The sequence below is a fragment of the Blastococcus sp. SYSU DS0510 genome, assembly GCF_054050835.1.
Genome location: NZ_JBJHAC010000030.1, coordinates 19,737 through 42,225 on the forward strand (window position 1 = coordinate 19,737; position 22,489 = coordinate 42,225).

Below are 22,489 nucleotides of genomic sequence, written 5' to 3' on the forward strand. Positions count from 1 at the left end.
GTCCGGGCAGGTGCCCGGCGTCGCCCAGGACAGTCCAGGAAAGGGGTGTGCTCGTGCCCAGCCACGACGAGACCTCGCCCGTCGCACCGCGGGCCGGGTCGGTGCGCCGGCCGCCGGCCACCCGTAGCCGCAGCACCGGCGGCGGAGGCGGCGACGGGCGTCCCCCGGGCGGGCGCCCGTCGGGCGGCGGCCGCCCGCCCGTCTCGCGCGGCGGCACCACGGCGTCCCGTGGCGGTTCCGGCCGTCCCGCCGCGCGACCGGCCGCGGCCAAGGGCAAGGCGGCGCGCAGCAAGAAGCAGCGCCGCCAGCGCCGGCTGAAGATCACCGCCGCGCTGATGGGCGGGCTGATGGCCTTGCTGTTCGTCTTCGTCGGCGTCGTCTACGCCAGCACCCAGGTGCCCAGCCCCGACTCGGTCTCCACGAAGCAGACCACGGTCATCTACTACTCCGACGGCGTGACCGAGATGGCGCGGCTGGGCGACGAGAACCGCACCAACGTGCCCCTGTCGGCCATCAGCGAGCCGGCGCAGCGCGCGGTGCTCGCGGCCGAGAACCGCAGCTTCTACTCCGACCCGGGCATCTCCTTCACCGGCATCGTGCGCGCCGCCTGGAACAACCTGACCGGTGGCTCCACGCAGGGCGGCTCGACGATCACGCAGCAGTACGTGAAGAACGCCTTCCTGACGCACGACCAGACGTTCAGCCGCAAGTTCCAGGAGCTGTTCCTGGCGATCAAGTTGGACAACAACTTCTCGAAGGAGCAGATCCTCGAGAACTACCTCAACACCATCTACTACGGCCGCGGCGCCTACGGCATCGAGGCGGCGGCGAACACCTACTTCGGCATCCCGGCCGCCGAGCTGACCGCGCAGCAGGCCGCGGTGCTCGCCGTCCTCATCCGGAGCCCCTCGAACTACGACCCGGAGACCAACCCCGAGGGCGCGCAGGACCGCTGGGGTCTGGTGCTCGACGCGATGGTCGAGGAGGGCTGGCTGACGGCGGAGGAGCGCGAGGCCTCGGTGTACCCGCCGGTGCTCCCGAAGACCGACTCCACCCTGGGCATGCCGGAGGGGCCCGAGGGCCACATCGTCCGCCAGGTCACCCAGGAGATGCAGGAGCGGTACCGCTACGACGAGCAGCAGGTCAACGCCGGTGGCCTGCAGATCACGACCACGATCAGCAAGCCGGCGCAGGACGCCGCCGTCGCCGCCGTCCGCGAGGTCACGGCGCCGCCGGAGCCGCAGGAGCTGCGGGAGGCCCTCGTGGCCGTCGACCCGCGCAGCGGCGGGGTCGTCGCCTACTACGGCGGCGAGAACGGGGTCGGCACCGACTACGCGCAGGCCAAGCGCCAGCCCGGGTCGTCGGTCAAGCCCTACGTGCTGGCCACCGCCCTGGAGCAGGGCATCGGCATCCAGGCCCGGCGCGACGGCAGCGACGACCAGGAGTTCCCCGACCGGCCGGGGCTGCCGGTGACCAACTCCGGCGGCGCCAGCTGCTCCGCGTGCACGCTCACCGAGGCGATCACGCGCTCGCTCAACACGACCTTCTACGGCCTGGCCTACGAGGTCGGCCCGGAGAACGTGCGCGACACGATCCTCGCGGCCACCGGCCTGCCCGACACGTGGGGCGGCAGCGACTTCTTCGCGGGCAAGACCGTCCTGGCCAACTCCGACGGCCTCACCGGCTCGTCGATCGGCATCGGCGAGTACGAGCTGCGCCCGTTCGACCAGGCGCAGGGGTTCGCGACGCTCGCCGCCGGCGGGGTCTTCCGCGACGCCCACTTCATCGGGAAGGTGACCGACAGCGCGGGCACCGTGCTGGTGGACCAGACGGCGGCCGCCGCCGGCGAGCAGGTCCTGCCGGCCGACGTCGTCAACGACGTCACCGTCGCGCTCAAGGACGTCGCCTCCTACTCGCGCCGGGCGCTGGAGGGCGGCCGCGAGGTCGCCAGCAAGACCGGCACCCAGGGGCAGGGCGAGAACAACTCCGACGCGTGGATGGTCGGGTACACCCCCTCCATCGCGACCGCGGTCTGGGTGGGCAACGACTCCCCCAGCGACCCGATCGTCGACTCCCGCGGGCGGATCATCTACGGCTCGGGGCTGCCCGGCGCCATCTGGCAGCGGTTCATGGACGCGGTGCTCGCCGGTACCCCCGAGGAGGACCTGCCGGACCGGGCGCTGATCAAGGGCGACAGCGGCGAGGGTGTGCCCGCGCCCACGACCCAGGCTCCCGCTCCGGTGGAGACCCCGGCCGCGCCGTCGTCCCCGAGTCCGTCCCGGCCGAGCTTCCCGGACGCCAACGGCAACGGCGTGGACGACCGAACGGAGTTCCCGGACCGGAACGGCAACGGTGTGGACGACCGCACGGAGTTCCCGGACGCGAACGGCAACGGTGTGGACGACCGAACGGAGTTCCCGGACGCGAACGGCAACGGTGTGGACGACCGCACCGAGCAGCCCCAGTTCCCGGACCAGAACGGCAACGGCATCGATGACCGCACCGAGCGTCCTACACCGCCTTCAGCCGGCGGCACGCCCGGCCCCGTCGTCCCGCCGCCGGTCGACTGACCGATCACGCACACTGCTCGCATGAGCAGCACCCCCACGGGCCCGTCCGCCACCGCGGACGGGCCCGTGCTGGTTCCACGTGGAACCCAGCCGCCGTCCGCACCGGACCGCGTGGTGCCGTCCTGGACCGACCCCGTGGTGCGGCAGGCCAGCGAGGCCGTCGGTGGGCCGTGGGGCCGGTTCGCCGTCACCGGCCGGGCCCTGTTCTGGACGCCGCTGCGGGTGTGCCTCCTCTTCGCCACCCTGGCGCTGGCGGTCGCCTGGGTGAAGCAGGCGCCCTGCGCCGACGGGAACTGGGCCGGCTCGGTCCAGTACACGCACTTCTGCTACTCCGACACGGTGCCGCTGTTCGGGCTGCACGGCCTGGCCGACGGCGCGATCCCCTACCTCGACTCCGCCGTCGAGTACCCGGTGCTCACCGGCGGCTTCATGGCCCTCGCGGCCGCCGTCGCCGCCGGGTACGACCGCGCCGCGACGGCATCGGGCCTGCTGCCCGAGGTCGCGCCGGTGCTCAGCTACTACGTGGTGACCTGCCTGCTGCTCACCATCTGTGCGCTCCTCGTGGTGCGGGCCACCCTCGCGCTGGCCGGCCGCCGCCCGTGGGACGCGGCCATGATCGGGCTGTCCCCGCTGCTGGTGGTGCACGCCTTCACGAACTGGGACCTGCTCGCCGTCGCGCTCGCCACCTTCGGCATGTGGGCCTGGGCGAGACACCGCCCGGTGCTCGCCGGCGTCCTGCTGGGCCTCGGCGTCGCCGCGAAGCTCTACCCGGCGCTCCTGCTCGCCGGGCTGCTGCTGCTCTGCCTGCGGGCCGGACGGCTGGCCGTGTGGGCGAGGACGGCGGCCGCCGCGGCGCTGACCTGGGTCGCGGTCAACCTCCCCGTCGCGGTGCTCGCGCCGGAGAACTGGTCCCGCTTCTTCACCCTCAACAGGACGCGCCCGGCCGACCCCGACTCGCTGTGGAACATCGCCCTGCACGTGGCCGGTGACCAGCTGCTCGACGGCCCGCTGGCCGAGGGGCAGACGCCCACGGTGCTCAACGCGGCGGTCGCGGTCGTGCTCCTCGCCGCGCTCGGCGCGGTGGCCTGGCTGACGCTGGCCGCGCCGGTGCGGCCGCGGGTCGCCCAGATCGTGTTCCTGCTGGTCGCGGTCTTCCTGCTCACCAACAAGGTGTGGAGCCCGCAGTACTCGCTGTGGCTGCTCCCGCTCGCGGTGCTCGCCCGGCCTCGGTGGCGCTCCCTCCTGGCCTGGCAGGCCACCGAGGCGGTGCTCTGGGTCCCGCGCCTGCTCTGGTACCTGGGGACGGACAACCGCGGCATCGACGTGGAGTGGTTCTTCCTCGCCGTGACGCTCCGCGACGCCGCCGTCCTCGTCCTCGTGGCGCTGGTGGTGCGCGACGTCCTCTATCCCGACCGGGACGTCGTCCGCACCAGCTGGCCGGGGATGGACGACCCGGCCGGCGGACCGCTGGACCACGCCCCCGACCGGCGGGTGCTCCGGCGGTCAGCCGAGGGCGTCGCGTAGCAGCGCGATCTCGGCCGCGTGGCCGGCGGCGTCGCCGGGGGTCTCGAGGACCACCGGGCAGCCCGCCGCCCGCGCGACCTCCACCAGCACCTCGGCCGGGATCTCGCCGCCGGTCAGGGGTGCGTGCCGGTCGCGGCCGGAGCCCGCCTGGTCGCGGCTGTTGTTCAGGTGCAGCAGGTCGATCCGGCCGGTCACCGCCCGGACGGCGTCGACGACGGTGCCGAGGTCCCAGCCGGCGGCCCAGCCGTGGCAGGTGTCCAGCACGAAACCGGCCCCGAACTCGCCGACGGCCTCCCACAGGCGACCCAGCGCGTCCAGGTCGCGGGCCATCGCGTTGCCGCCACCCGCGGTGTTCTCGATCAGCACCGGCACCGGGAAGCCCCCCTGCTCGGCCTGGCGGGAGAAGGTCTTGCGCCAGTTGTCCACCCCGACCGCGGGGTCGACGCCGGCCAGGACGTGCCCGCCGTGCACGACCAGGCCGCGGGCGCCGATCTCCGCGGCGGCCCGGGCGTGCTTGCCCAGCAGCGTCCGGCTCGGGATGCGGATGCGGTTGTTCGTCGTCGCCACGTTGAGGACGTAGGGGGCGTGGACGTAGACGGCGACGTCCGAGCCGCGCAGCTCGTCGGCGTCGGACCGGGGCCCGGGCGCCTTCCACCCCTGCGGGTCGCCGAGGAAGACCTGCACGGCGTCGGCGTCCACCTCCGCGGCACGGGCCAGCGGGCCGCCCCGGTCGGGGTCGCCGTCGTCGGTGAGGCCGGCGCCCACGTGTACGCCGATCGGGTGACCACCCATGCTGACCTCCGGTTTCCCGTGATTTCCAGGTTGCCCGTATCGCGCGCGTCACATCATCGTTGAGGCTGTGACGGCGGTTACCCGCCGGTAGCGCTGGGGCGTCGACGTGGAGGTAGCAGAGCATGGCAACGGGTCGCATCGGTCGCACGGCCCGCCGGGGCATCGCCGTGGCAGTCCTGGGCTGGCTGGGCGTGGCGGCGGCCTCGGTGGCGGCCCCCGTCGCCACCGCCGCCCCGACGGCGACCGTGCCGATCCGGGACCTGACCCAGCTCGTGGTCTCGGTCGACCAGGGCGGGGCGGTGACCTTCGTCAACGAGCTGCAGGACAGGACGGTGCAGGTCGGCGGTGGTGGGCTGCTGCCCTCGCTGATCAGCGTCACGGCCAGCACCGAGGTCACGCTCACCCTGCCGTCGGGGCAGCGGGAGCTCGCCCCCGGCGCCGGCCACACCGAGCGCTTCGACCGCAGCTGCGTCGCCGGCTGCTGGCTGGCCTTCAGCTACTCGCTGGAGTCCGGCGCCGCGCTCACCCAGCCCCTGATCGACGCCACCACCGCGCTCCTGCCGCCGCTGCCCCGCCCCCAGCCCCTCGTGGTGAACACGCTCCTGCCGCTGCCGAACGTGCCCGGCGTCAACCTGCCCCAGCTGCCGCCGGTGACGCTGCCGGCCGCCCCGCCCCCGGCGGCCCCGAAGCCCGCACCGGCGCCGGAGGCCCCGCAGCCACCGGCCACCGGGCAGCCGGCCCCGGACGCCGCCCCGGCGCCGCAGGACGTGCCGGGCGACCAGTACACGTACGAGACCGGCTCCGGCGGGGCCGCGCAGCTCCTCCCCGGAGCCCGGGCCTCCGCCGCGGCGCTCGACCCGACCCGCTCCGTGGCCCCCGGCCGGTCCGGGGGTGGCGGTGAGCGCGACGGCTCCGGCGGTGTCACCGGCACCTACGACGGCGCCACCGTTCCCGAGTTCGGGCAGCTGGCCGGCCTCAGCACGCCGGCGCCCGGCGCGGACGGGGACGACGAGGCGGTCGCCTCCGGGGCGCAGCCGGTCACGCTGCCCGCCGCGGCGCTGGCTGCCGTCCTCGCGCTGGCCACGGTCACGGCCGCCCTGGTGCGCACCCTGCAGGCGGCCCGCGGGTCCCGCTGACGTCGGTCCTCGGTCTGTGGACAGCGCCTGGCCCGCCGGACCGGGCCGCTGGTAGCCTGGGGCCAGCGCGTTCCGGCTCCTGCCGGGGCGCGCGACGCGTGTACGACCCTCCTGCTGCAGATTCCCTGCAGCCGCGAAGACCAGAGGAGGTGGGGTTCTCCGTGCGTCACTACGAACTGATGGTCATTCTCGACCCCGACCTGGAGGAGCGCACGATCGCTCCCTCGCTCGACCGGTTCCTGACCGTCGTCACCAACTCCGGTGGCACCGTCAAGACCGAGATCTGGGGCCGTCGCCGCATGGCCTACGAGATCAAGAAGCACGTCGAGGGCATCTACGCCATCGTCGACATCGAGGCCGAGCCGGCCGCGGTGGCCGAGCTCGACCGGCAGCTGAACCTCAACGAGTCGGTCCTGCGCACGAAGCTGATGCGGCCCGAGGTCCACTGACCATGGCCGGCGAGACCGTCATCACCGTCATCGGCAACCTGACCGCCGATCCGGAGCTGCGCTTCACGCCGTCGGGCGCTGCCGTCGCGAACTTCACCGTGGCCTCCACGCCGCGGACCTTCGACCGCCAGTCGCAGGAGTGGAAGGACGGCGAGGCGCTCTTCCTCCGCTGCAACGTCTGGCGGCAGGCTGCGGAGAACGTGGCCGAGTCGCTGACCCGCGGGTCGCGGGTGATCGTGAGCGGTCGTCTGAAGCAGCGCTCGTTCGAGACGAAGGAAGGCGAGAAGCGCACCGTCGTCGAGCTCGAGGTCGACGAGATCGGCCCCTCGCTGCGCTACGCCACGGCCAAGGTCACCCGCGCCTCGCGCGGTGAGGGCGGCGGTGGCGGCGGCTTCGGCGGCGGCGGTGGCGGTGGCGGCGGTTTCGGCGGCGGCGGCGGTGGCGCGAGCGACCCGTGGTCGACCCCCGCCGGTCCGTCCGACGAGCCGCCCTTCTAAGAGGACCTCCTCGCCCCCCACACCTCGCTCCGCTCGGTGTGGGCCCCCGCGAGGAGGCCGTTCCATTCCCTCGATGTTCCTGATCTGACTACTGGAGAACTCCGGTGCCCAAGCCCCCTGTTCGCAAGCCCAAGAAGAAGGTCTGCCAGTTCTGCAAGGACAAGGCGACCTACGTCGACTACAAGGACACGACCCTGCTGCGGAAGTTCATCTCCGACCGCGGCAAGATCCGTGCCCGCCGCGTCAGCGGCAACTGCAGCCAGCACCAGCGGGACGTCGCCACGGCCGTGAAGAACAGCCGTGAGATGGCCCTGCTGCCCTACACCTCGACGGCGCGCTGATCATGAGCACGATGAAGCTGATCCTGACGCAGGAGGTCACCGGTCTCGGGTCCTCCGGCGACACCGTCGAGGTCAAGGGTGGCTACGGTCGCAACTACCTCCTCCCGCGCGGGCTGGCCATCGCGGCCACCCGCGGTGCGGAGAAGCAGGTCGAGTCCCTGCGCCGGGCGCGTGCCGCCCGCGAGGTGGCCTCCCACGAGGAGGCGCAGGCCGTGGCCGGCCGCCTGTCCGGGCTGACCGTCCGGGTGCCGGCGCGCGCCGGTGACGGCGGCCGCCTGTTCGGCCGGGTCACCACCGCCGACGTCGCCGCCGCCGTCACGGCCGCCGGCGGGCCGGAGCTCGACCGTCGCCGGATCGAGCTGCCCAGCAGCATCAAGACCACGGGTCAGCACACCGTCACCGTGCGGGTGCACCCCGAGGTCACGGCGCCGCTGACCATCGAGGTCGTCGCGAGCTGATCGGCCGCTGTCCCGCACGGGACAGCACCGCCCACGAGGGGCGTCGGACGGAAGTCCGGCGCCCCTCGTGGCGTCTCCGGGTGGGGCCGTCGGGACGACCTGGTCGGCGTGGTCCGACGTCGTGCCGTCCCTGCGGACGGCCGGCGGCTCGGGGGTCGAGCGCTGCCAGGGCGGTCGAGCGCTCCCAGGGCGGTCACACGCCCGCCCGGGGTGCCCCTCCCGCCCACCCGGTGCTCTCCGGCCCGTGCGGCCGCCCTGGGGGCGACGACGCCGGTCGTGCGTGGAGGCTCCCGCCACCCACGGGGCCTCGGCAGCCGGTCGGCGTCCCTCCGGGTGTGGCCGCTCCCCGGGGCCCCGAGCAGGCCCCTGACCGCTCCGGTCACCGCTGTGACTCGTGGTGCGACGCCGGGAGATTTCTTGCGATCTTTTCTCCGTCCACATCCGGTGCACGGCGTCCGTGCAGGTCAGCCGTGGTGGACCGGCCGGCGCGCGGTGACTGTCCCCCGACTCCTCCACATGTCGACACGCCTCCGTCCACCGACTTGTCCACAAGTTGTGCAGATCGGCGTGCACACCGGTGGTGGACGTGGCCTCCGCGGCTTCCTAACGTCCTGTCCGGCCCCCGAGCGGACGACGGATTGTCGGCCCCCTCCGGTAGGCAGGAGCCGAACACGTGTTCGGCACGGCGCCGTCCGCCGAGCTCGCGTACTTCCCCTGCGCGCGGTGGTGATGCGGGCGCGCCCGCAAGGAGATGGAGGTACCCCCGTGGCGGTGGCCGACGAGTTCAGCCGACCGTCCGCGTCGGCGCCGGAGTACGACCGGCAGCCACCGCAGGACGTAGCGGCGGAGCAGTCGGTGCTCGGCGGCATGCTGCTGAGCAAGGACGCGATCGCCGATGTCGTGGAGGTCTTGCACGGCAACGACTTCTACCGGCCGGCGCACCAGGTGATCTTCGACTGCATCCTGGACCTCTACGGGCGCGGCGAACCGGCGGACGCGATCACCGTCGCGGCGGAGCTGAACCGGACCGACCAGCTGTCGAAGATGGGCGGCGCGGTCTACCTGCACACGCTCATCCAGTCGACGCCGACGGCGGCGAACGCCGGCTACTACGCCGCGATCGTCGCCGAGCAGGCGGTGCTGCGCCGCCTGGTGGAGGCCGGCACCCGGGTGGTGCAGCTGGGCTACGGCGCAGCCGGCGGCAAGGGCGACGTGGACGACATCGTCGACCGCGCCCAGCAGGAGATCTACGACGTCACCGAGAAGCGCATGAGCGAGGACTACTCGCGCCTCGAGGACGTGCTCCAGCCGACGATGGACGAGCTGGACGCGATCGCCTCCCGCGGTGGCACCGCGCGCGGCGTCCCCACCGGCATCCGCGACCTCGACGAGCTCACCAACGGTCTGCAGGCCGGCCAGATGGTCGTCATCGCGGCCAGGCCTGGGGTGGGCAAGTCGACCCTGGGACTCGACATCGCGCGGTCGGCGACGGTGAAGCACCAGATGCCGGCGGTGATCTTCTCGCTGGAGATGAGCAAGCACGAGATCACCATGCGTCTGCTCTCAGCCGAGGCGAAGGTGCCGCTGCACCACATGCGCGCCGGCACGCTCTCCGACGAGGACTGGGCCAAGCTGGCCCGCCGCATGGGTGAGGTGGCCGACGCCCCGCTCTACATCGACGACTCACCGAACATGACGATGATGGAGATCCGGGCCAAGGCGCGGCGGCTCAAGCAGCGCAACGACCTCAAGCTCGTGGTCATCGACTACCTCCAGCTGATGACCTCGGGCAAGCGGGTCGAGAGCCGCCAGCAGGAGGTCTCGGAGTTCTCCCGTGCGCTGAAGCTGCTGGCCAAGGAGCTCGAGGTCCCGGTCATCGCGATGTCGCAGCTGAACCGTGGTTCGGAGCAGCGGCAGGACAAGAAGCCGATGCTGTCGGACCTCCGTGAGTCCGGCTCGATCGAGCAGGACGCCGACATGGTCATGATGATCCACCGCGAGGACATGTACGAGAAGGAGTCCCCGCGGGCCGGCGAGGCGGACATCATGCTGGTCAAGCACCGCAACGGCCCGACCGCCAACGTCACCGTCGCCTTCCAGGGCCACTACAGCCGCTTCGTCGACATGGCCAACTGAACACGGCTGAACGCCAGAGGCCCAGAACCGTCACGGTTCTGGGCCTCTGCCGTTCAGCGGCGCCGCTGGATCAGGCGGCGGCCTTCTGCTGCAGCGCGCGGCGGACCTTGGGCCCGCCGGTGGTCATCTTGTACAGCTTGGCGAGCTGCGCCGGGGCGTTCTTCGGCGTCGTCTCGGCCAGCCAGCCGTTCGGCAGCGAGAGCCGGATGACCTTGTGCCACGCGCTCGCGACCTGCTTGTACAGCGGGGCGGAGTGGTAGCTCAGGCCGTAGCGGTCGAAGATCTCCTTCACCCGCGGGGCGATCTCGGCGTACCGGTTGCTGGGGATGTCGGGGAACAGGTGGTGCTCCACCTGGTGCGACAGGTTCCCGGTCATGATGTGCATGGCCTTGCTGCCGGAGATGTTCGCCGAGCCCAGCATCTGGCGGACGTACCACTCACCGCGGGTCTCGCCCTCGATCGAGGTCTTCTCGAAGGTCTCGACGCCCTCGGGGAAGTGCCCGCACATGATGACCGAGTGCGACCAGAGGTTGCGCACCACGTTGGCGGTGAAGTTCGCGGCCAGGGTCGGTACGAACGACGGGCCCGACAGCAGCGGGTGGACGACGTAGTCCTTGGCGGCCTGGTTGCGGATCTTCTTCAGGACCTGCTTGGCGGCGGCGCGGAACGCGGGGTCCTTGCGACGCTTCTTGGTGGCCAGGTTCTTGCCCAGCTCCAGGTCGTACGCCGCGATGCCGTACTCGAAGAAGCAGGCGTTGATGAAGTTCCAGAGCGGCTGCGCCAGGTACATCGGGTGCCACTTCTGGTCCTCGTCGACGCGCATGATGCCGTAGCCGAGGTCGTTGTCCTTGCCGATCACGTTCGTGTACGTGTGGTGCAGCTCGTTGTGCGAGTGCTTCCACTGCTCGGCGGGGCTGGCCATGTCCCACTCCCACGTCGTGGAGTGGATCTTCGGGTCGCGCATCCAGTCCCACTGGCCGTGCAGGATGTTGTGCCCGATCTCCATGTTCTCGAGGATCTTGGCGACCGACAGCCCCGCGGTCCCGAGCACCCAGGCCGGCGGGAACTTCGAGAACAGCAGGACGGCGCGGCTGCCGAGCTCCAGCTTGCGCTGGACGTCGATGACCGTGCGGATGTACTTGGCGTCGTCCTCCCCGAGGCTGTCGCGCACCTCCTGGCGGATGGTGTCGAGCTCCTTGCCGATGAGCTCGATGTCCTCGGGGGTGAGGCGCTCGATCGGGTTGTCGGGCTTCTTCTGGATGACGGTCATGGGGAGCTCCTCTGCTCGGGCTCGGTCAGTGGTCGATGTCGCAGGCGCCGGCGGCGGCGCTGACGCAGGTCTGGATGAGGACGCCGTCACCGACGTCCTCGGCGGTGGTGATCTCGCCGTTGCGCAGGTCGCGGACCGCGCCCGCCCGCATGGGGAGCACGCAGCCGTAGCAGATGCCCATGCGGCACCCGCTCGGCATGAGGACGCCGGCCTCTTCGGCGGCGTCGAGGATCGGCGTGGCGCCGTCTGCCTCGAGGGTGGTCCCGTTCTTGGTGAAGGTGACCGTGCCGCCCTCGCCGGTGACGAGGATCCGCGGGCGGAAGCGCTCGGTGTAGAGCCGGTCGGCGATGCCCACCGAGGCCCAGTGCTCCTCCAGCGCCTCCAGCATGCCCACGGGGCCGCAGGCCCAGGTGGCGCGCTCGTGGAGGTCGGGCACCAGCTCGGCGATCGACCGGGCGTCGAGCATCCCGGCGCTGTCGGTGTGCTGCTCGATCAGCCGGATCCGGCCCTCGGCGGCCAGCTGCCGCAGCTCTGCACCGAAGACGACGTCGTCGGCGGTGGGCGCGGAGTGCACCAGCACGGTGTCGGCCAGTCGGTCGACCGAGTTGCGCAGGATGCCCATGACCGGGGTGATGCCGGAGCCGGCGGTGACGAACAGCGCCTTGGCGGGCACCTGCTCGGGCAGGCAGAACTCGCCGGTGGCCTGGTCCAGCTGGACGATCGTGCCCGGCTGCACGCGGTGCACCAGGTGGTTGCTCACCTTGCCGTCCGGGATCGCCTTCACGGTGATGGTGAAGCAGCCGTCGGCCCGGCCGAGCACCGAGGTGATCGAGTAGGCGCGCCACTGGCGGACGCCGTCGATGTCGATGCCGATGCGCACGTACTGGCCCGGGACGTGCGGCAGCCAGTCGCGACCGGGGCGGATCACGATGGTCGCGGCGTCGCGGGTCTCCCGCTGGACGGCCTCGATCCGGCCGCGCAGGGCCGCTCCGGAGCGGAGCGGGTCGAACAGGTCCAGGTAGTCGACCGGCAGCAGCGGGGTGGTCACCAGCTCGGCGAGCTTGAACACCCTGTCCCGCAGCGCCGTGCGCGACGGCGTGCGAGCCGCGGCGGGGCGCGGAGCGGTGGCTGTCATGCACATAGTTTTCCCAGTCCACCTGCCAAATACCTGTGCCGCTGACGTGAATCGGGCGGTAGCTTCTGTTCCCGGAGAACAAAGGAGGCACGATGTCGCTGGACGCCGCACCGTTCCCGGAGGCCGTGGCGGAGGCGATGCGCACCGAGCTGCCCGCGGTCGCCGAGCGCGCCGTCGAGGAGATCATCGTGGCCGTCCCGGGCTACGCCGACGCTTTCCTCGGGCCCATGGGACGCAAGATCTCAACCGCGGTCGAGCTGGCGCTGCGGGGTTTCCTCCAGCTGGCCGCCGTCGGGGGCAACGTGGACGCCGGCACGCCGGGCGGCCCCGTCGTCGAGGCGGCCTACGCCCTAGGCCGCGGCGAGGCGCGCAGCGGCCGCTCGATGGACGCGCTGCTGGCCGCCTACCGGGTCGGCGCGCGGGTGTCGTGGCGGGACATGAGCGCCACCGCCGTCCGCGCGGGCCTGGACCCCATGTCGCTGGCGCGGTTCGCCGAGCTCGTCTTCGCCTACATCGACCAGCTCTCAGCCGCGAGCGTCGCCGGGCACGCCGACGAGCTGGCCTCCAGCGGCCGGGTGCGCCAGCGCCAGCTGGAGCGGCTGGCGCGGGGCCTGCTCATCGGCAGCCCGCACAGGGAGCTGGCCGAGATGGCGGAGCGGGCGGAGTGGACCCCGCCGCGCACGCTGACCGTCGTGCTGCTGCCCGAGGGCAGGGTCCGCGGGGTGATGGTCTCCCTCGACCCGCGCACGCTCGTGACCGCCGAGGACCTGCCCGGGCTGGACCCCGCCGACGAGCTGGCGGCGCTGCTCGTGCCGGACGCCGAGGGCGCGGCGCGCGGGGCGCTGCTGCGCGGCCTGGCCGGCCGCCGGGCGGTGGTCGGGCCTGCCCGGCCCTGGTGGGGCGCCCAGGCCTCCTACGGCCGCGTGGTGCGCGCCCTCCGCCTGGGCATGGCAGCGGTCGAGGACGCGCCCCTGGACACCGACGCCCGGCTCGCCGAGCTGGTGCTGCGGGCCGACGAGGAGGCGCTGGCCGACCTGCGGGCGCGGGCGCTGGCCCCGCTGGAGGAGGTGGGGGAGAGCGCCCGGGAGAAGCTGACCGAGACGCTGCGCTCCTGGCTGCTGCACCACGGCCGGCGTGACCAGGTCGCCGCGGCGTTGTTCGTGCACCCGCAGACCGTGCGCTACCGGATGACCCAGCTGCGCCAGCTCTACGGCCCCCGCCTGGAGGACCCGCGGACGGTGCTGGAGCTGACCGTCGCGCTCGGCGTCGCGCCGGCGCCCCCGGCGCCCGGTGGGCCGGGGTGACCCTCGGGTCGGGCGCGGCCCGGCTGGTCGAGGAGGTGCGGACGGCGGTCGGCGTCGACCGGCACGACGTGGCGCCGGTGGTGCACGGGCGCACCGGCCTGGCCGGCCCCCTCGACGTCCCGGGGCTCGCGGTCGGTGCGGTCGCCGCCCAGCTGCTCGCCGCCCGGGCGCTCGACGGCGGTGCGCTCGACGGCGGTGCGCTCACCGACGGTGCGCCGGCCCCGGTCCAGATCGACGCCGGGCACGTCGCCGCCTCCTTCGCCGGCGAGCGGCACGTCAGGTTTCACGGGAAACCGGCCGGTGGCGGGTTCGCCCCGCTCTCGCGCTTCTGGCGGACCGCCGACGGCTGGGTGCGGCTGCACGGCAACTACCCGCGCCACCGCGCCGCCGTCCGGGTGGTGCTCGGCGAGGAGGTGGCGTCGGCCGCGCTGGAGTGGCGCGCCGAGGAGCTGGAGACGGCGGTGGTGGCGGCCGGCGGTGCGGCGGCCGCCGTCCGGAGCGCGGCGGCCTGGGCTTCGCACCCGCAGGCGGCGGCGCTGCACGGGCAGCCGCTGGTGGTGGTGACCCGGACGGCGGAGCACCCGGGACGCCGGGTGCGGCTCCGCGGGTTGCGGGTGCTCGACCTGACCCGCGTCATCGCCGGCCCCGTCGCCACGCGGGCGCTGGCCGCGCAGGGTGCGGACGTCCTCCGGGTCGACTCCCCGCGCGCACCCGACGACCCGGGGCTGCTGCTCGACACCGGCGCGGGCAAGCGGCACGTGCTGCTCGACCTCGCGCACCGGCACGACCGCGGCCGGGTGGAGGAGCTGCTGGCCGGGGCCGACGTCGTCGTCCAGGGATACCGGCCGGGAGCGCTCGACGCGCACGGTCTCGATCCCGGGTCGCTGGCCGGGCGCCACCCGCACCTGGTGGTGGCCCGCCTGTCGGCGTGGGGCACCCGCGGGCCGTGGGGGAGCCGTCGGGGGTTCGACTCGCTGGTCCAGGCGGCGACCGGCATCGCCGTGCTCTACGGCGACGGCGGCGCGCCCGGTGCGCTGCCCGTGCAGGCGCTCGACCACGCGACCGGGCACCTGGCCGCGGCCGCCGTCCTCGGCCTGCTGCGTCGCCAGCGCGACGAGGGCGGCGGCTGGTGCGCCGAGCTCTCCCTCGCCGCCACGGCGCACCACCTGCTCGCGGCCGGGCCGGCCGACGAACCGCCGGGGCCGGCACCGGATCCGGGGCCGTGGCTGGTCGAGCTCCCGTCGCCGGCCGGGCCGGTGACCGTCGTGGCGCCACCGGGTGCACCTGCACGGCCGACGGGGGCGCTGCTGCCGCCCCACGCCCGGCCGCGCTGGCTCCCCTGACGACCCGGCCGCCGATCCGCCAGGCTGACGCGGTGACCGTCGACCTGACCGCCGCCGCAGGGTTCCTCGCCAGCGCCGGGCGGGTGCTGGACCGCCGCCGCTTCGAGTTCCTGTTCGACGGGGGGCCGCTGGAGCCGGTGCTCGCCGCCGTCGAGGGCTACCGCAACGCCGACGGCGGCTACGGGTGGGGGCTCGAGCCGGACCTGCGCTCGGCCACCAGCCAGCCCGGCGGGGCGTTGCACGCGCTCGAGGTGTTCGCCGACGTCACGCCGGCCACCACGGCGCGGGCCCGCGAGCTCTGCGATTGGCTCGCGGCGGTGAGCCTGCCCGACGGCGGGCTGCCCTTCGCGCTGCCGGTCCCCGATCCGGCCGCCTGCGCCCCGTTCTGGACCGGCGCCGACCCGACCCGGTCGTCGCTGCAGATCACCGCCGTCGTCGCCGCGACCGCGCACCAGGTCGCGGCAGGGGACCCGGCCGTGGCCCGGCACCCGTGGCTGGACCGGGCGACCGGCTACTGCCTCGACGCGATCGGTGAGGTGGACGGCGGCACCCACGCCATGGAGCTGGCCTTCGCCGTCCGGTTCCTCGACGCCGCCGCCGCGGCCCGGCCGGAGGCGGCGGGGCTGGTGGAGCGGCTGTCCGCCTTCGTCCCGGACGACGGCCGGCTGCACGTGGCCGGGGGCGCCGTCGACGAGTACATGCGGCCGCTGGACTTCGCGCCCCTGCCCGGCGGCCCGGCGCGGACCCTGTTCGGCCCCGGCGTCGTGGACGCCGAACTCGACCGGCTGGCCGAGGGGCAGCAGGCCGACGGCGGGTGGGCGGTGGACTTCGGCAGCTTCTCCCCCGCGGCGGCGCTCGAGTGGCGGGGTCACCGGACGGTGCAGGCCCTCGTGCTGCTGCGGGCCAACGGGCGGCTCTGAGCGCCCCGGAGGCAGCTGCCATCCGCCGGGCGGCCGACGTGCGAACACCGGGTACGCCGTGCGGCCCGCCGATGACCCTGGCCGGCCGCACGGCGCTCCCCGCGGGATCAGGCGGGGCGCAGCAGCGCGACCAGGAACTCCGAGTCGGGCGTGAACGGCCGCAGGTCCCAGGTGGAGAGCAGCAGGTCGGGCGCCCAGCCCGCCGCCTGCGCGTCGGCGAGGAACTCGTCGAAGTCGTAGCCGCGTCCGGCACCGAAACCGATCGCGGCGCGGCCCTCGGGGGCGACGTGGGCGCGCAACCGCCGCAGCACCGCCCCGCGGGTCGACGGCGCGAGGAACGCCATGACGTTCCCGGCGCTGACGATCGCGTCGAAGGGCTCGTCGATGCCCTGGGCCGGCAGGTCGAGCTCGGCGAGGTCGCCGACCAGCCACCGCGGGCCCGGGTGGTCCTCCTCGGCCGCCGCGATGAGCACCGGGTCGACGTCGACCCCCACCACCCGGTGCCCCACCTCGTGCAGGTACCCGCCGACCCGCCCGGGGCCGCAGCCGGCGTCGAGCACTCGCGATCCGCGCGGCAGCATCGCGTCGACCAGCCGCGCCTCCCCCACCAGGTCCATCCCCTGCTCGGCGAGCGTGCGGAACCGCTGCACGTAGGCCGTCGAGTGCGAGGGGTCCTCCTGGGTCATGCGGGTCCAGGCGCTGGGTTCGGGGCGTGCGGCCATGGAGCCGTTCTACAGGTCGGGGTGCCCGGTGCGCAGGACCGGGCGGGCGTCATGCGGGAGGTCTCCAGTCGGGCGGGTCGGTGGGCCGCAGCGCCGGGTCGTCGGCGGCCAGCGTGCGCACCGGCCCGGGCGGCGTCAACGGCCCCTCGAAGCGCACCGTCACCCGGCCCAGGCCGCGGCCCCACACCCAGCCGGCGCCGAGTTCCTCGTGCCGCACGTCCTGGCCGGGCCACCACCGCTTCTCGACCGGCAGCGGCGGCTCCGCGGTCGCCTGCGGCTCGGGCGCCGCGGCCTCCTCACCGGTCTCGTCGTCCTCGGCGGTGAAGAGATCGCCCTGCGCGTAGAGCGAGAGCCCCGAGACCCCGACGCCGAGCAGCCGCAGCCCGCCGCTGGTGCCGGCCTCGGTGAGCAGCCGTCGGGCGGTGGCGCCGATCAGCCGGGCGTCGTCGGTCGGCTGCGGCAGCGTCTGCGAGCGGGTGATCGTGGTGAAGTCGTACCGGCGGAGCTTGAGCGTGACCGTGCGCCCCGAGTAGGCCGACGCGCGGAGCCGGCTCCCCACCCGGGCCGCCATCGAGTCGATCTCGCGGTTCAGCACGGCGAGGTCGGTGAGGTCCCGCTCGAAGGTCTCCTCGTGCGACACCGACTTCACCTCCCGGTCGGGGACGACGGCGCGGTCGTCCTCGGCGCGGGCCAGGGCGTGCAGCCCCGCGCCGTGCGCGCGGCCCGCCAGCGCCACGAGGTCGGGGAGCGACTTGGCGGCGAGGTCGCCCACCGTCCGCACGCCGACCTGGTGCAGCCGCTCCGCCGTCGCCGGGCCGACGCCGCCGAGCCGGGTGACCGGCAGCGGGTGCAGGAGGTCGAGCTCGCCGCCCGGGGGCACGACGACGAGGCCGTCGGGTTTCTTGAGGTCGGAGGCGATCTTGGCCATCAGCTTTGAGCTGCCGATGCCGACCGACCCGGTGACCCCGCCGGTGGCAGCGGCTATGCGTTCCTTGAGCCTCTCGGCCAGTTCCGTCACACCGGAAACCGAGAGGTCGTGCCCGGGCCCCGCGGCGAGGTCGACGTACGCCTCGTCGATCGAGACGGGTTCCACCAGGGGCGAGAGCTCGCGCAGCAGATCCATGACGACGTCGGAGGTGCGGCGGTAGGCGGCGAACCGGCCGCCGAGGAAGGCGGTGCCCGCGGGGCAGCGCCGGCGGGCCTCCGCCGTGGACATCGCCGAGCGCGCGCCGTACGCCCGCGCCTCGTAGGAGGCGGTGGCGACGACGCCCCGGCCGCCCACGCCGCCGACGACGACCGGCCGGCCGCGCAGCGAGGGCTTGTCCCGCTGCTCGACCGCGGCGAAGAAGGCGTCGAGGTCCAGGTGCAGGATGCTCGCCTCCCGCCTCATGCCACCGATGATCGCCCGGCCGGCGCCCGCGGGGGCATCCGGCCCCGTCGGACCGACCCGGCTCAGCCCTCGGTCAGGGCGGCGGCGGGCAGCCAGTCGGCGTCGAGCAGTTCGGCGATCTCCCGCAACGAGGAGGTGTCCGCGCCGGCCGTGGAGCCGCTCACCGCGAGCCGCTCCACCATCACCCGAGCGACCTGCTCCTCCACCGTGTCGGCGGCGAAGGCCACCCGCCACGGCGAGGAGCGCCCGTCGCGGTGGGTGCGCCCGGTGACCTGCCGGGCCTGGATGCCGGAGAAGCGCGGCTGGTGGAACAGCCCCACGCGCGGGATCTCCGAGGCCGTGGACCCGTCGGGCAGCAGCTCCCCGGCGTGCAGGCTGATCGACGCGGTGACGGTGAAGACGCAGACCGCGGCGTCCCCCCGCTGGAAACGCAACCGTTCGGCCTCGACGTCGAACCGGTCGCGGCCGTAGATCCCGGCCACCGGGATCCCCGCGTCGAGCAAGGCCTGACGGATCGGGTCGGCCGCCGTCTCCACGAACTCCACCGACACCGCGACCTGCCGCTCGGCCTCGACCTGCGCCTTGATCCAGTCGACCGTGGCCTGCACACGGATCAGCCCGGCCTTCTGGCGGAACCGGAGCAGGGCGGCCCGGCCTCGCGCGGTCTGCCGGCTGCGCCGCGCCAGCTGCATCTCCGCCCGGAACTCCGACCACTCCGCCTCGTACTGCGTCCGCTCGGCCGGGGTGAGCAGCACCGGGGTGCCGGTCACCGACACCGGCCCCCACGGCGCGGGACGGTGCAGCGTGGCGGGCGGATCCGCGTCGGCGAGCCAGGACTGCAGGCGGGCCAGGTCCGCCCGGCGCGCGTCGGCGTCCTCGGTCCACTGCCAGCCGTAGCGGCCGCGTTCCACGTGGAACGTGTGCCGCTCCAGCGCCTTCGGGAGGTCGGCCCACTCCTTGATCGACTCCCCGTGCCGGGCGGCGAACTCGGGCCCCAGGTAGGGCAGCTCCAGCGGCGTGTGCGCCGGCGTCGCGGTCGCGGCGAGCACGTACGGGGTGTCCTTGACCCGGGCGGCGCCGGAGACGGCCTTCCAGTGCTTCCAGCGCTGGGTGGTCGTGTGCCGCACCATGTGCGCCTCGTCGGCGACGACGACGTCGAACCGCAGCCTGGCCACCTTGCCCAGTCGATCCCAGGTGGTGACGCACCAGCGCAGCCCGCCGTCGCCGAACCCGGCGATGGAGCGCGCCCAGTGCGGGATGGTGATGGCGGCCGGCCGGTCGGCGATGACCAGCACCGTGCGCACCGGTCGCTGCGCGGCGATCTCGTGCACCGCCAGGATCGCGGTCCCGGTCTTGCCCACGCCCGGGTCGTCGCCGAGGAGGAAGACCCGCCCGCCCGCGGCGGCGTGCGCGGCGACGACGACGGCGCCCTCCTCCTGCTGGGGGCGCGGGACGAGCGCGGGGGTGACCGGCAGCGGACGCGGCGCATCGTTCAGCTCGTCCTCGAGGAAGCGCTCGAGGCTGTAGGCGGGCGGGTCGTACGGCGCGAGCTCGGGCGGGAGCGCCCGGCCGACCCACACGTGCGCCTGCAGCCCGGCGTGCCAGACGGCTCCCGGAGCCGGGGCGCGGAACGGCACGGCGAGCACCCACACCCGTTCGCCCGGACCGGCCGTGGGCAGCTCGGGAGCGGTCTTCTTCGGCGCCGGCCTCCGTGGGGAGGCCTTCCGGGTCGCCGTCGTCCGGCGCGTGCGCGTGCTGCCGCCCGTGCTGCGGCTGCTGCCCGCGCTCCGGCGTCGTCCTGGCATGGCCATCCCCCCGTCGATCCTCCGGCACCGTAGAGGCCGGGGGTGACGGCCCCGGGCAGGCGGCCAGCGCGCCGTCCTCGGATCGTCACGCGATCGACATGCCACCGGGCTGCCCGGATGCGGTAGACCGGTCGGTGACAGCAGCCGGCGCTCGATCGGTCTCCCGTCGTCCGCCGGTCCGGATGCGACGCCTGGGCAGCGATGCCCGCGCGGGAGGACCCGATGACCAGAGCCCTGCGTCTTCTGCTCGCCGCCCTCGTCGCCGTGGCGGCCGTGGTGCTGCAGCCCGCCGTCGCCTCGGCCGCGGAGCGGACCGTGACCTACACGGTGTCCACGCGCGGCACGGTCGTCGGCGACCTGGGCCACTTCGCCACCGTGGCCCGCGATGCGCTCAACGACCCGCGAGGGTGGAGTCTCGGTGGCACCGTGGCGTTCGAGCAGGTGGGCTCGGGCAGCGAGTTCGACCTCATCCTGGCGTCGCCGTCCGTGATCGCCGCCGCCTCCCCGGGATGCAGCGCCCAGTGGAGCTGCCGGGTGGGGCGCTCGGTCTACATCAACGACGAGCGGTGGCGCTTCGGCACGGCGTCGTGGCCGCACGGCATCGACACCTACCAGCGCTACGTCATCAACCACGAGGTCGGGCACTGGATCGGCTTGGGGCACACCGACTGCCCCACCGCCGGCCGGACGGCGTGGGTGATGCAGCAGCAGTCGATCTCCCTGCAGAGCTGCCGGGCCAACGTGTGGCCCGTCATCGCCGAGCGCGAGCGGGCGGGCTCCCTGCTGGGGGTCTCCGTCGGCTGGTCGGCGATCGAGGCGCACTACCGGGCTCTGGGCCAGGAGGGCGGGATCCTGGGTGTGCCGGTGGACTGGGAGCAGCGCTCGCCGGACGGCGTCGGCGCGTATCAGAACTTCGCCCGCCCGGCGACGATCTACTGGAGTCCGGCGACAGGGGCGCACGAGATCTACGGGGCCATCCGCGGGCACTACGGGTCGCTGGGGTACGAGCTCGGGGTGCTGGGCTACCCGACGACCGGCGAACGCGGCTCACCGGACGGCGTCGGGCGGTACCAGAACTTCTCGCGCCCGGGGACCATCTACTTCACGCCGGCGACGGGGGCGCACGAGATCTACGGCGCGATCCGGGGGCACTACGGGTCGCTGGCGTACGAGCTGGGTCCGCTGGGCTACCCGATCACCGGCGAGCGGGGCTCACCGGACGGGGTGGGCCGGTACCAGAACTTCTCCCGGCCTGGCGGTGCCTCGATCTACTTCACGCCGAGCACGGGGGCGCACGAGGTCTACGGGCCGATCTGGTCCCGCTGGGGGGAGACCGGCTGGGAGCTGGGGCAGCTCGGCTACCCGGTGAGCGGTGTCTACGACGTCGCCGGCGGCAGCCGGACGGACTTCCAGGGCGGTCACATCACCCTGGACGACGCGACCGGCGAGACCGAGGTCGTGTTCGACTGACCGCGGAGCCGCACGGCACCGCACGCTCTGGTGGAATCGCCGGGTGACGGAGAACCCCGAGGAAGTCCTGCACGCCCGGACGCTGGGCGAGGCCGGCCCGCGCGTGGTGTTCGTCCACGGTCTGTTCGGCCAGGGCAAGAACTGGACGACGATCGCGAAAGGCCTGGCCGACGACCACCGGGTGACCCTCCTGGACCTGCCCAACCACGGCCACTCCCCGTGGACCGAGCGGGTGGACTACGTGGACATGGCCGAGATGCTCGCCGCCGAGCTGGAGTCGTTCGGCGAGCCGGCCACGCTCGTCGGGCATTCCATGGGCGGCAAGGTCGCGATGCAGCTGGCGCTGCGCCGGCCGGAGCTGCTGCGGGCGCTCGTCGTGGTCGACATCGCACCGGTCGAGTACCCGCTGCAGGGCGGCCGCACCGAGGACCCCGACGAGGAGGCCTCGCCGTTCGCCGCGTTCATCGCCGCGATGCGGGCGGTGGACCTGGAGGCGCTGGGGTCCCGCGCCGACGCCGAGGCCGCCCTGCGCGCCGCCGTCCCCAGCCGGATGGTGCGCAGCTTCCTGCTGCAGAGCCTGAGCCGGGAGGAGGAGGGCGACGGCTGGCACTGGCGGCTGAACCTCGAGCTCCTCGAGCGGGACCTCGGCGAGCTGCGCGGCTTCCCCGAGCCCCCGCCCGGCGCGACCTTCGACGGGCCGGTGCTCTGGATCGCCGGGGCGAACTCCCACTACGTGCTCCCGGAGGACCGGCCGCACATGGATGCGCTCTTCCCCTCCACGCGCCTGGTGAAGGTGAAGAACGCCGGGCACTGGGTGCACTCCGAGCAGCCCGACATCTTCCTCGCGACGCTGCGTCGGTTCCTCGAGGCGGTGGAGTGACCGTCACCCGGTCGCTCCTGCTGTTCGCGCTGGCGGCGGTCGCCGAGATCGGCGGTGCCTGGCTCGTCTGGCAGGGGGTGCGTGAGCACCGCGGCTGGCTGTGGATCGGCGCGGGGGTGATCGCGCTGGGGCTCTACGGCTTCGTCGCCACGCTGCAGCCCGACGCCCACTTCGGCCGGATCCTCGCCGCCTACGGCGGTGTCTTCGTGGCGGGCTCGCTGGCCTGGGGCATGGTCGTCGACGGGTTCCGCCCCGACCGGTACGACGTCGTGGGTGCGCTGATCTGCCTCGTCGGCGTCGCGGTGATCATGTACGCCCCGCGCGGCGCATAGCGGTCAGCGGCGGTG

General features: G+C 73.9%; 20 protein-coding genes. 14 read left to right on the forward strand and 6 right to left on the reverse strand.

Translation table 11 applies throughout. The features are described 5' to 3' along the window. Positions 1 to 53: 53 nt before the first annotated feature. Together ACI79P_RS19595 and ACI79P_RS19600 are read left to right on the forward strand one after the other, a co-directional pair. Positions 54 to 2,570: a transglycosylase domain-containing protein gene (locus tag ACI79P_RS19595; RefSeq protein ID WP_456582734.1), complete on the forward strand. Its 2,517-nt coding sequence runs from the start codon at positions 54 to 56 to the stop codon at positions 2,568 to 2,570. A 21-nt stretch (positions 2,571 to 2,591) separates the two neighbouring features. Next, the gene (locus ACI79P_RS19600; RefSeq protein ID WP_456582735.1) at positions 2,592 to 4,094 is read left to right on the forward strand and encodes a glycosyltransferase family 87 protein; all 1,503 of its coding nucleotides are present in this window, start codon (positions 2,592 to 2,594) and stop codon (positions 4,092 to 4,094) included. Here ACI79P_RS19600 and ACI79P_RS19605 read toward each other — a convergent pair. Continuing rightward, a complete protein-coding gene (locus ACI79P_RS19605; protein ID WP_456582736.1) occupies positions 4,074 to 4,886 on the reverse strand; it encodes a deoxyribonuclease IV in 813 nt (270 codons plus the stop codon). The genes ACI79P_RS19600 and ACI79P_RS19605 overlap by 21 nt on opposite strands. Before the next feature lie 122 nt (positions 4,887 to 5,008). Here ACI79P_RS19605 and ACI79P_RS19610 point away from each other — a divergent pair, with 122 nt between their 5' ends. From ACI79P_RS19610 to dnaB, 6 genes are all read left to right on the forward strand, one after another. Further along, the gene (locus ACI79P_RS19610) at positions 5,009 to 6,022 is read left to right on the forward strand and encodes a hypothetical protein (protein ID WP_456582737.1); all 1,014 of its coding nucleotides are present in this window, start codon (positions 5,009 to 5,011) and stop codon (positions 6,020 to 6,022) included. 161 nt (positions 6,023 to 6,183) lie between these two features. After that, positions 6,184 to 6,471 (forward strand): 30S ribosomal protein S6, encoded by a 288-nt coding sequence (rpsF, locus tag ACI79P_RS19615; protein WP_456582738.1) that lies wholly within the window; start codon positions 6,184 to 6,186, stop codon positions 6,469 to 6,471. Between the two features lie 2 nt (positions 6,472 to 6,473). Further along, positions 6,474 to 6,968: a single-stranded DNA-binding protein gene (locus tag ACI79P_RS19620; protein ID WP_456582739.1), complete on the forward strand. Its 495-nt coding sequence runs from the start codon at positions 6,474 to 6,476 to the stop codon at positions 6,966 to 6,968. A gap of 104 nt (positions 6,969 to 7,072) precedes the next feature. Continuing rightward, positions 7,073 to 7,309, forward strand: coding sequence for a 30S ribosomal protein S18 (rpsR, locus tag ACI79P_RS19625; protein ID WP_014378671.1), 237 nt, complete (start codon positions 7,073 to 7,075; stop codon positions 7,307 to 7,309). A gap of 11 nt (positions 7,310 to 7,320) precedes the next feature. Beyond that, positions 7,321 to 7,767, forward strand: coding sequence for a 50S ribosomal protein L9 (gene rplI / locus ACI79P_RS19630; RefSeq protein WP_456582740.1), 447 nt, complete (start codon positions 7,321 to 7,323; stop codon positions 7,765 to 7,767). Positions 7,768 to 8,532: 765 nt separating this feature from the next. Continuing rightward, the gene (dnaB, locus tag ACI79P_RS19635) at positions 8,533 to 9,903 is read left to right on the forward strand and encodes a replicative DNA helicase (protein ID WP_456582741.1); all 1,371 of its coding nucleotides are present in this window, start codon (positions 8,533 to 8,535) and stop codon (positions 9,901 to 9,903) included. 70 nt (positions 9,904 to 9,973) lie between these two features. On the opposite strand, the gene ACI79P_RS19640 is transcribed toward dnaB, so the two are convergent. Both ACI79P_RS19640 and ACI79P_RS19645 read right to left on the reverse strand, forming a co-directional pair. Further along, a complete protein-coding gene (locus ACI79P_RS19640) occupies positions 9,974 to 11,173 on the reverse strand; it encodes a fatty acid desaturase family protein (protein WP_456582742.1) in 1,200 nt (399 codons plus the stop codon). 25 nt (positions 11,174 to 11,198) lie between these two features. Beyond that, complete coding sequence (locus tag ACI79P_RS19645) at positions 11,199 to 12,308, reverse strand: ferredoxin reductase (protein WP_456582743.1); 1,110 nt, start codon at positions 12,306 to 12,308, stop codon at positions 11,199 to 11,201. A 92-nt stretch (positions 12,309 to 12,400) separates the two neighbouring features. Between ACI79P_RS19645 and ACI79P_RS19650 the strand changes: the two genes are divergently transcribed. The 3 genes from ACI79P_RS19650 to ACI79P_RS19660 are packed head-to-tail and all read left to right on the forward strand — an operon-like array spanning position 12,401 to position 15,875. Beyond that, positions 12,401 to 13,612: a PucR family transcriptional regulator gene (locus tag ACI79P_RS19650; RefSeq protein WP_456582744.1), complete on the forward strand. Its 1,212-nt coding sequence runs from the start codon at positions 12,401 to 12,403 to the stop codon at positions 13,610 to 13,612. After that, complete coding sequence (locus tag ACI79P_RS19655; protein WP_456582745.1) at positions 13,609 to 14,955, forward strand: CoA transferase; 1,347 nt, start codon at positions 13,609 to 13,611, stop codon at positions 14,953 to 14,955. Before ACI79P_RS19650 ends, ACI79P_RS19655 begins: the two co-directional genes overlap by 4 nt. Positions 14,956 to 14,987: 32 nt before the next feature. Next, on the forward strand, positions 14,988 to 15,875 hold the full coding sequence (locus ACI79P_RS19660) for a hypothetical protein (RefSeq protein ID WP_456582746.1): 888 nt from the start codon (positions 14,988 to 14,990) through the stop codon (positions 15,873 to 15,875). A 107-nt stretch (positions 15,876 to 15,982) separates the two neighbouring features. Here the strand turns inward: ACI79P_RS19660 and ACI79P_RS19665 are convergent, their stop codons facing one another. The 3 genes from ACI79P_RS19665 to ACI79P_RS19675 all read right to left on the reverse strand — a co-directional run bounded on the left by ACI79P_RS19665 (position 15,983) and on the right by ACI79P_RS19675 (position 19,792). Continuing rightward, positions 15,983 to 16,597: a class I SAM-dependent methyltransferase gene (locus tag ACI79P_RS19665; RefSeq protein WP_456582747.1), complete on the reverse strand. Its 615-nt coding sequence runs from the start codon at positions 16,595 to 16,597 to the stop codon at positions 15,983 to 15,985. Positions 16,598 to 16,646: 49 nt separating this feature from the next. Further along, positions 16,647 to 17,987: a DNA polymerase IV gene (locus tag ACI79P_RS19670; protein ID WP_456582748.1), complete on the reverse strand. Its 1,341-nt coding sequence runs from the start codon at positions 17,985 to 17,987 to the stop codon at positions 16,647 to 16,649. Between the two features lie 62 nt (positions 17,988 to 18,049). After that, positions 18,050 to 19,792 carry a helicase gene (locus ACI79P_RS19675; protein WP_456582749.1) on the reverse strand — a complete coding sequence of 581 codons (1,743 nt, stop codon included), beginning with the start codon at positions 19,790 to 19,792 and terminating at the stop codon, positions 18,050 to 18,052. A 222-nt stretch (positions 19,793 to 20,014) separates the two neighbouring features. On the opposite strand from ACI79P_RS19675, the gene ACI79P_RS19680 reads away from it, so the two are divergent. Genes ACI79P_RS19680 through ACI79P_RS19690 form a run of 3 tightly spaced genes read left to right on the forward strand, consistent with a single transcriptional unit; the run spans position 20,015 to position 22,474 of the window. Beyond that, the gene (locus ACI79P_RS19680; protein WP_456582750.1) at positions 20,015 to 21,262 is read left to right on the forward strand and encodes a DUF3152 domain-containing protein; all 1,248 of its coding nucleotides are present in this window, start codon (positions 20,015 to 20,017) and stop codon (positions 21,260 to 21,262) included. A gap of 43 nt (positions 21,263 to 21,305) precedes the next feature. Further along, positions 21,306 to 22,142, forward strand: a complete 837-nt coding sequence (locus tag ACI79P_RS19685) for an alpha/beta fold hydrolase (protein WP_456582751.1) — start codon at positions 21,306 to 21,308, stop codon at positions 22,140 to 22,142. Next, positions 22,139 to 22,474 (forward strand): YnfA family protein, encoded by a 336-nt coding sequence (locus ACI79P_RS19690; protein WP_456582752.1) that lies wholly within the window; start codon positions 22,139 to 22,141, stop codon positions 22,472 to 22,474. The genes ACI79P_RS19685 and ACI79P_RS19690 overlap by 4 nt, the downstream gene beginning before the upstream one ends. The last annotated feature ends 15 nt before the right edge of the window (positions 22,475 to 22,489 follow it).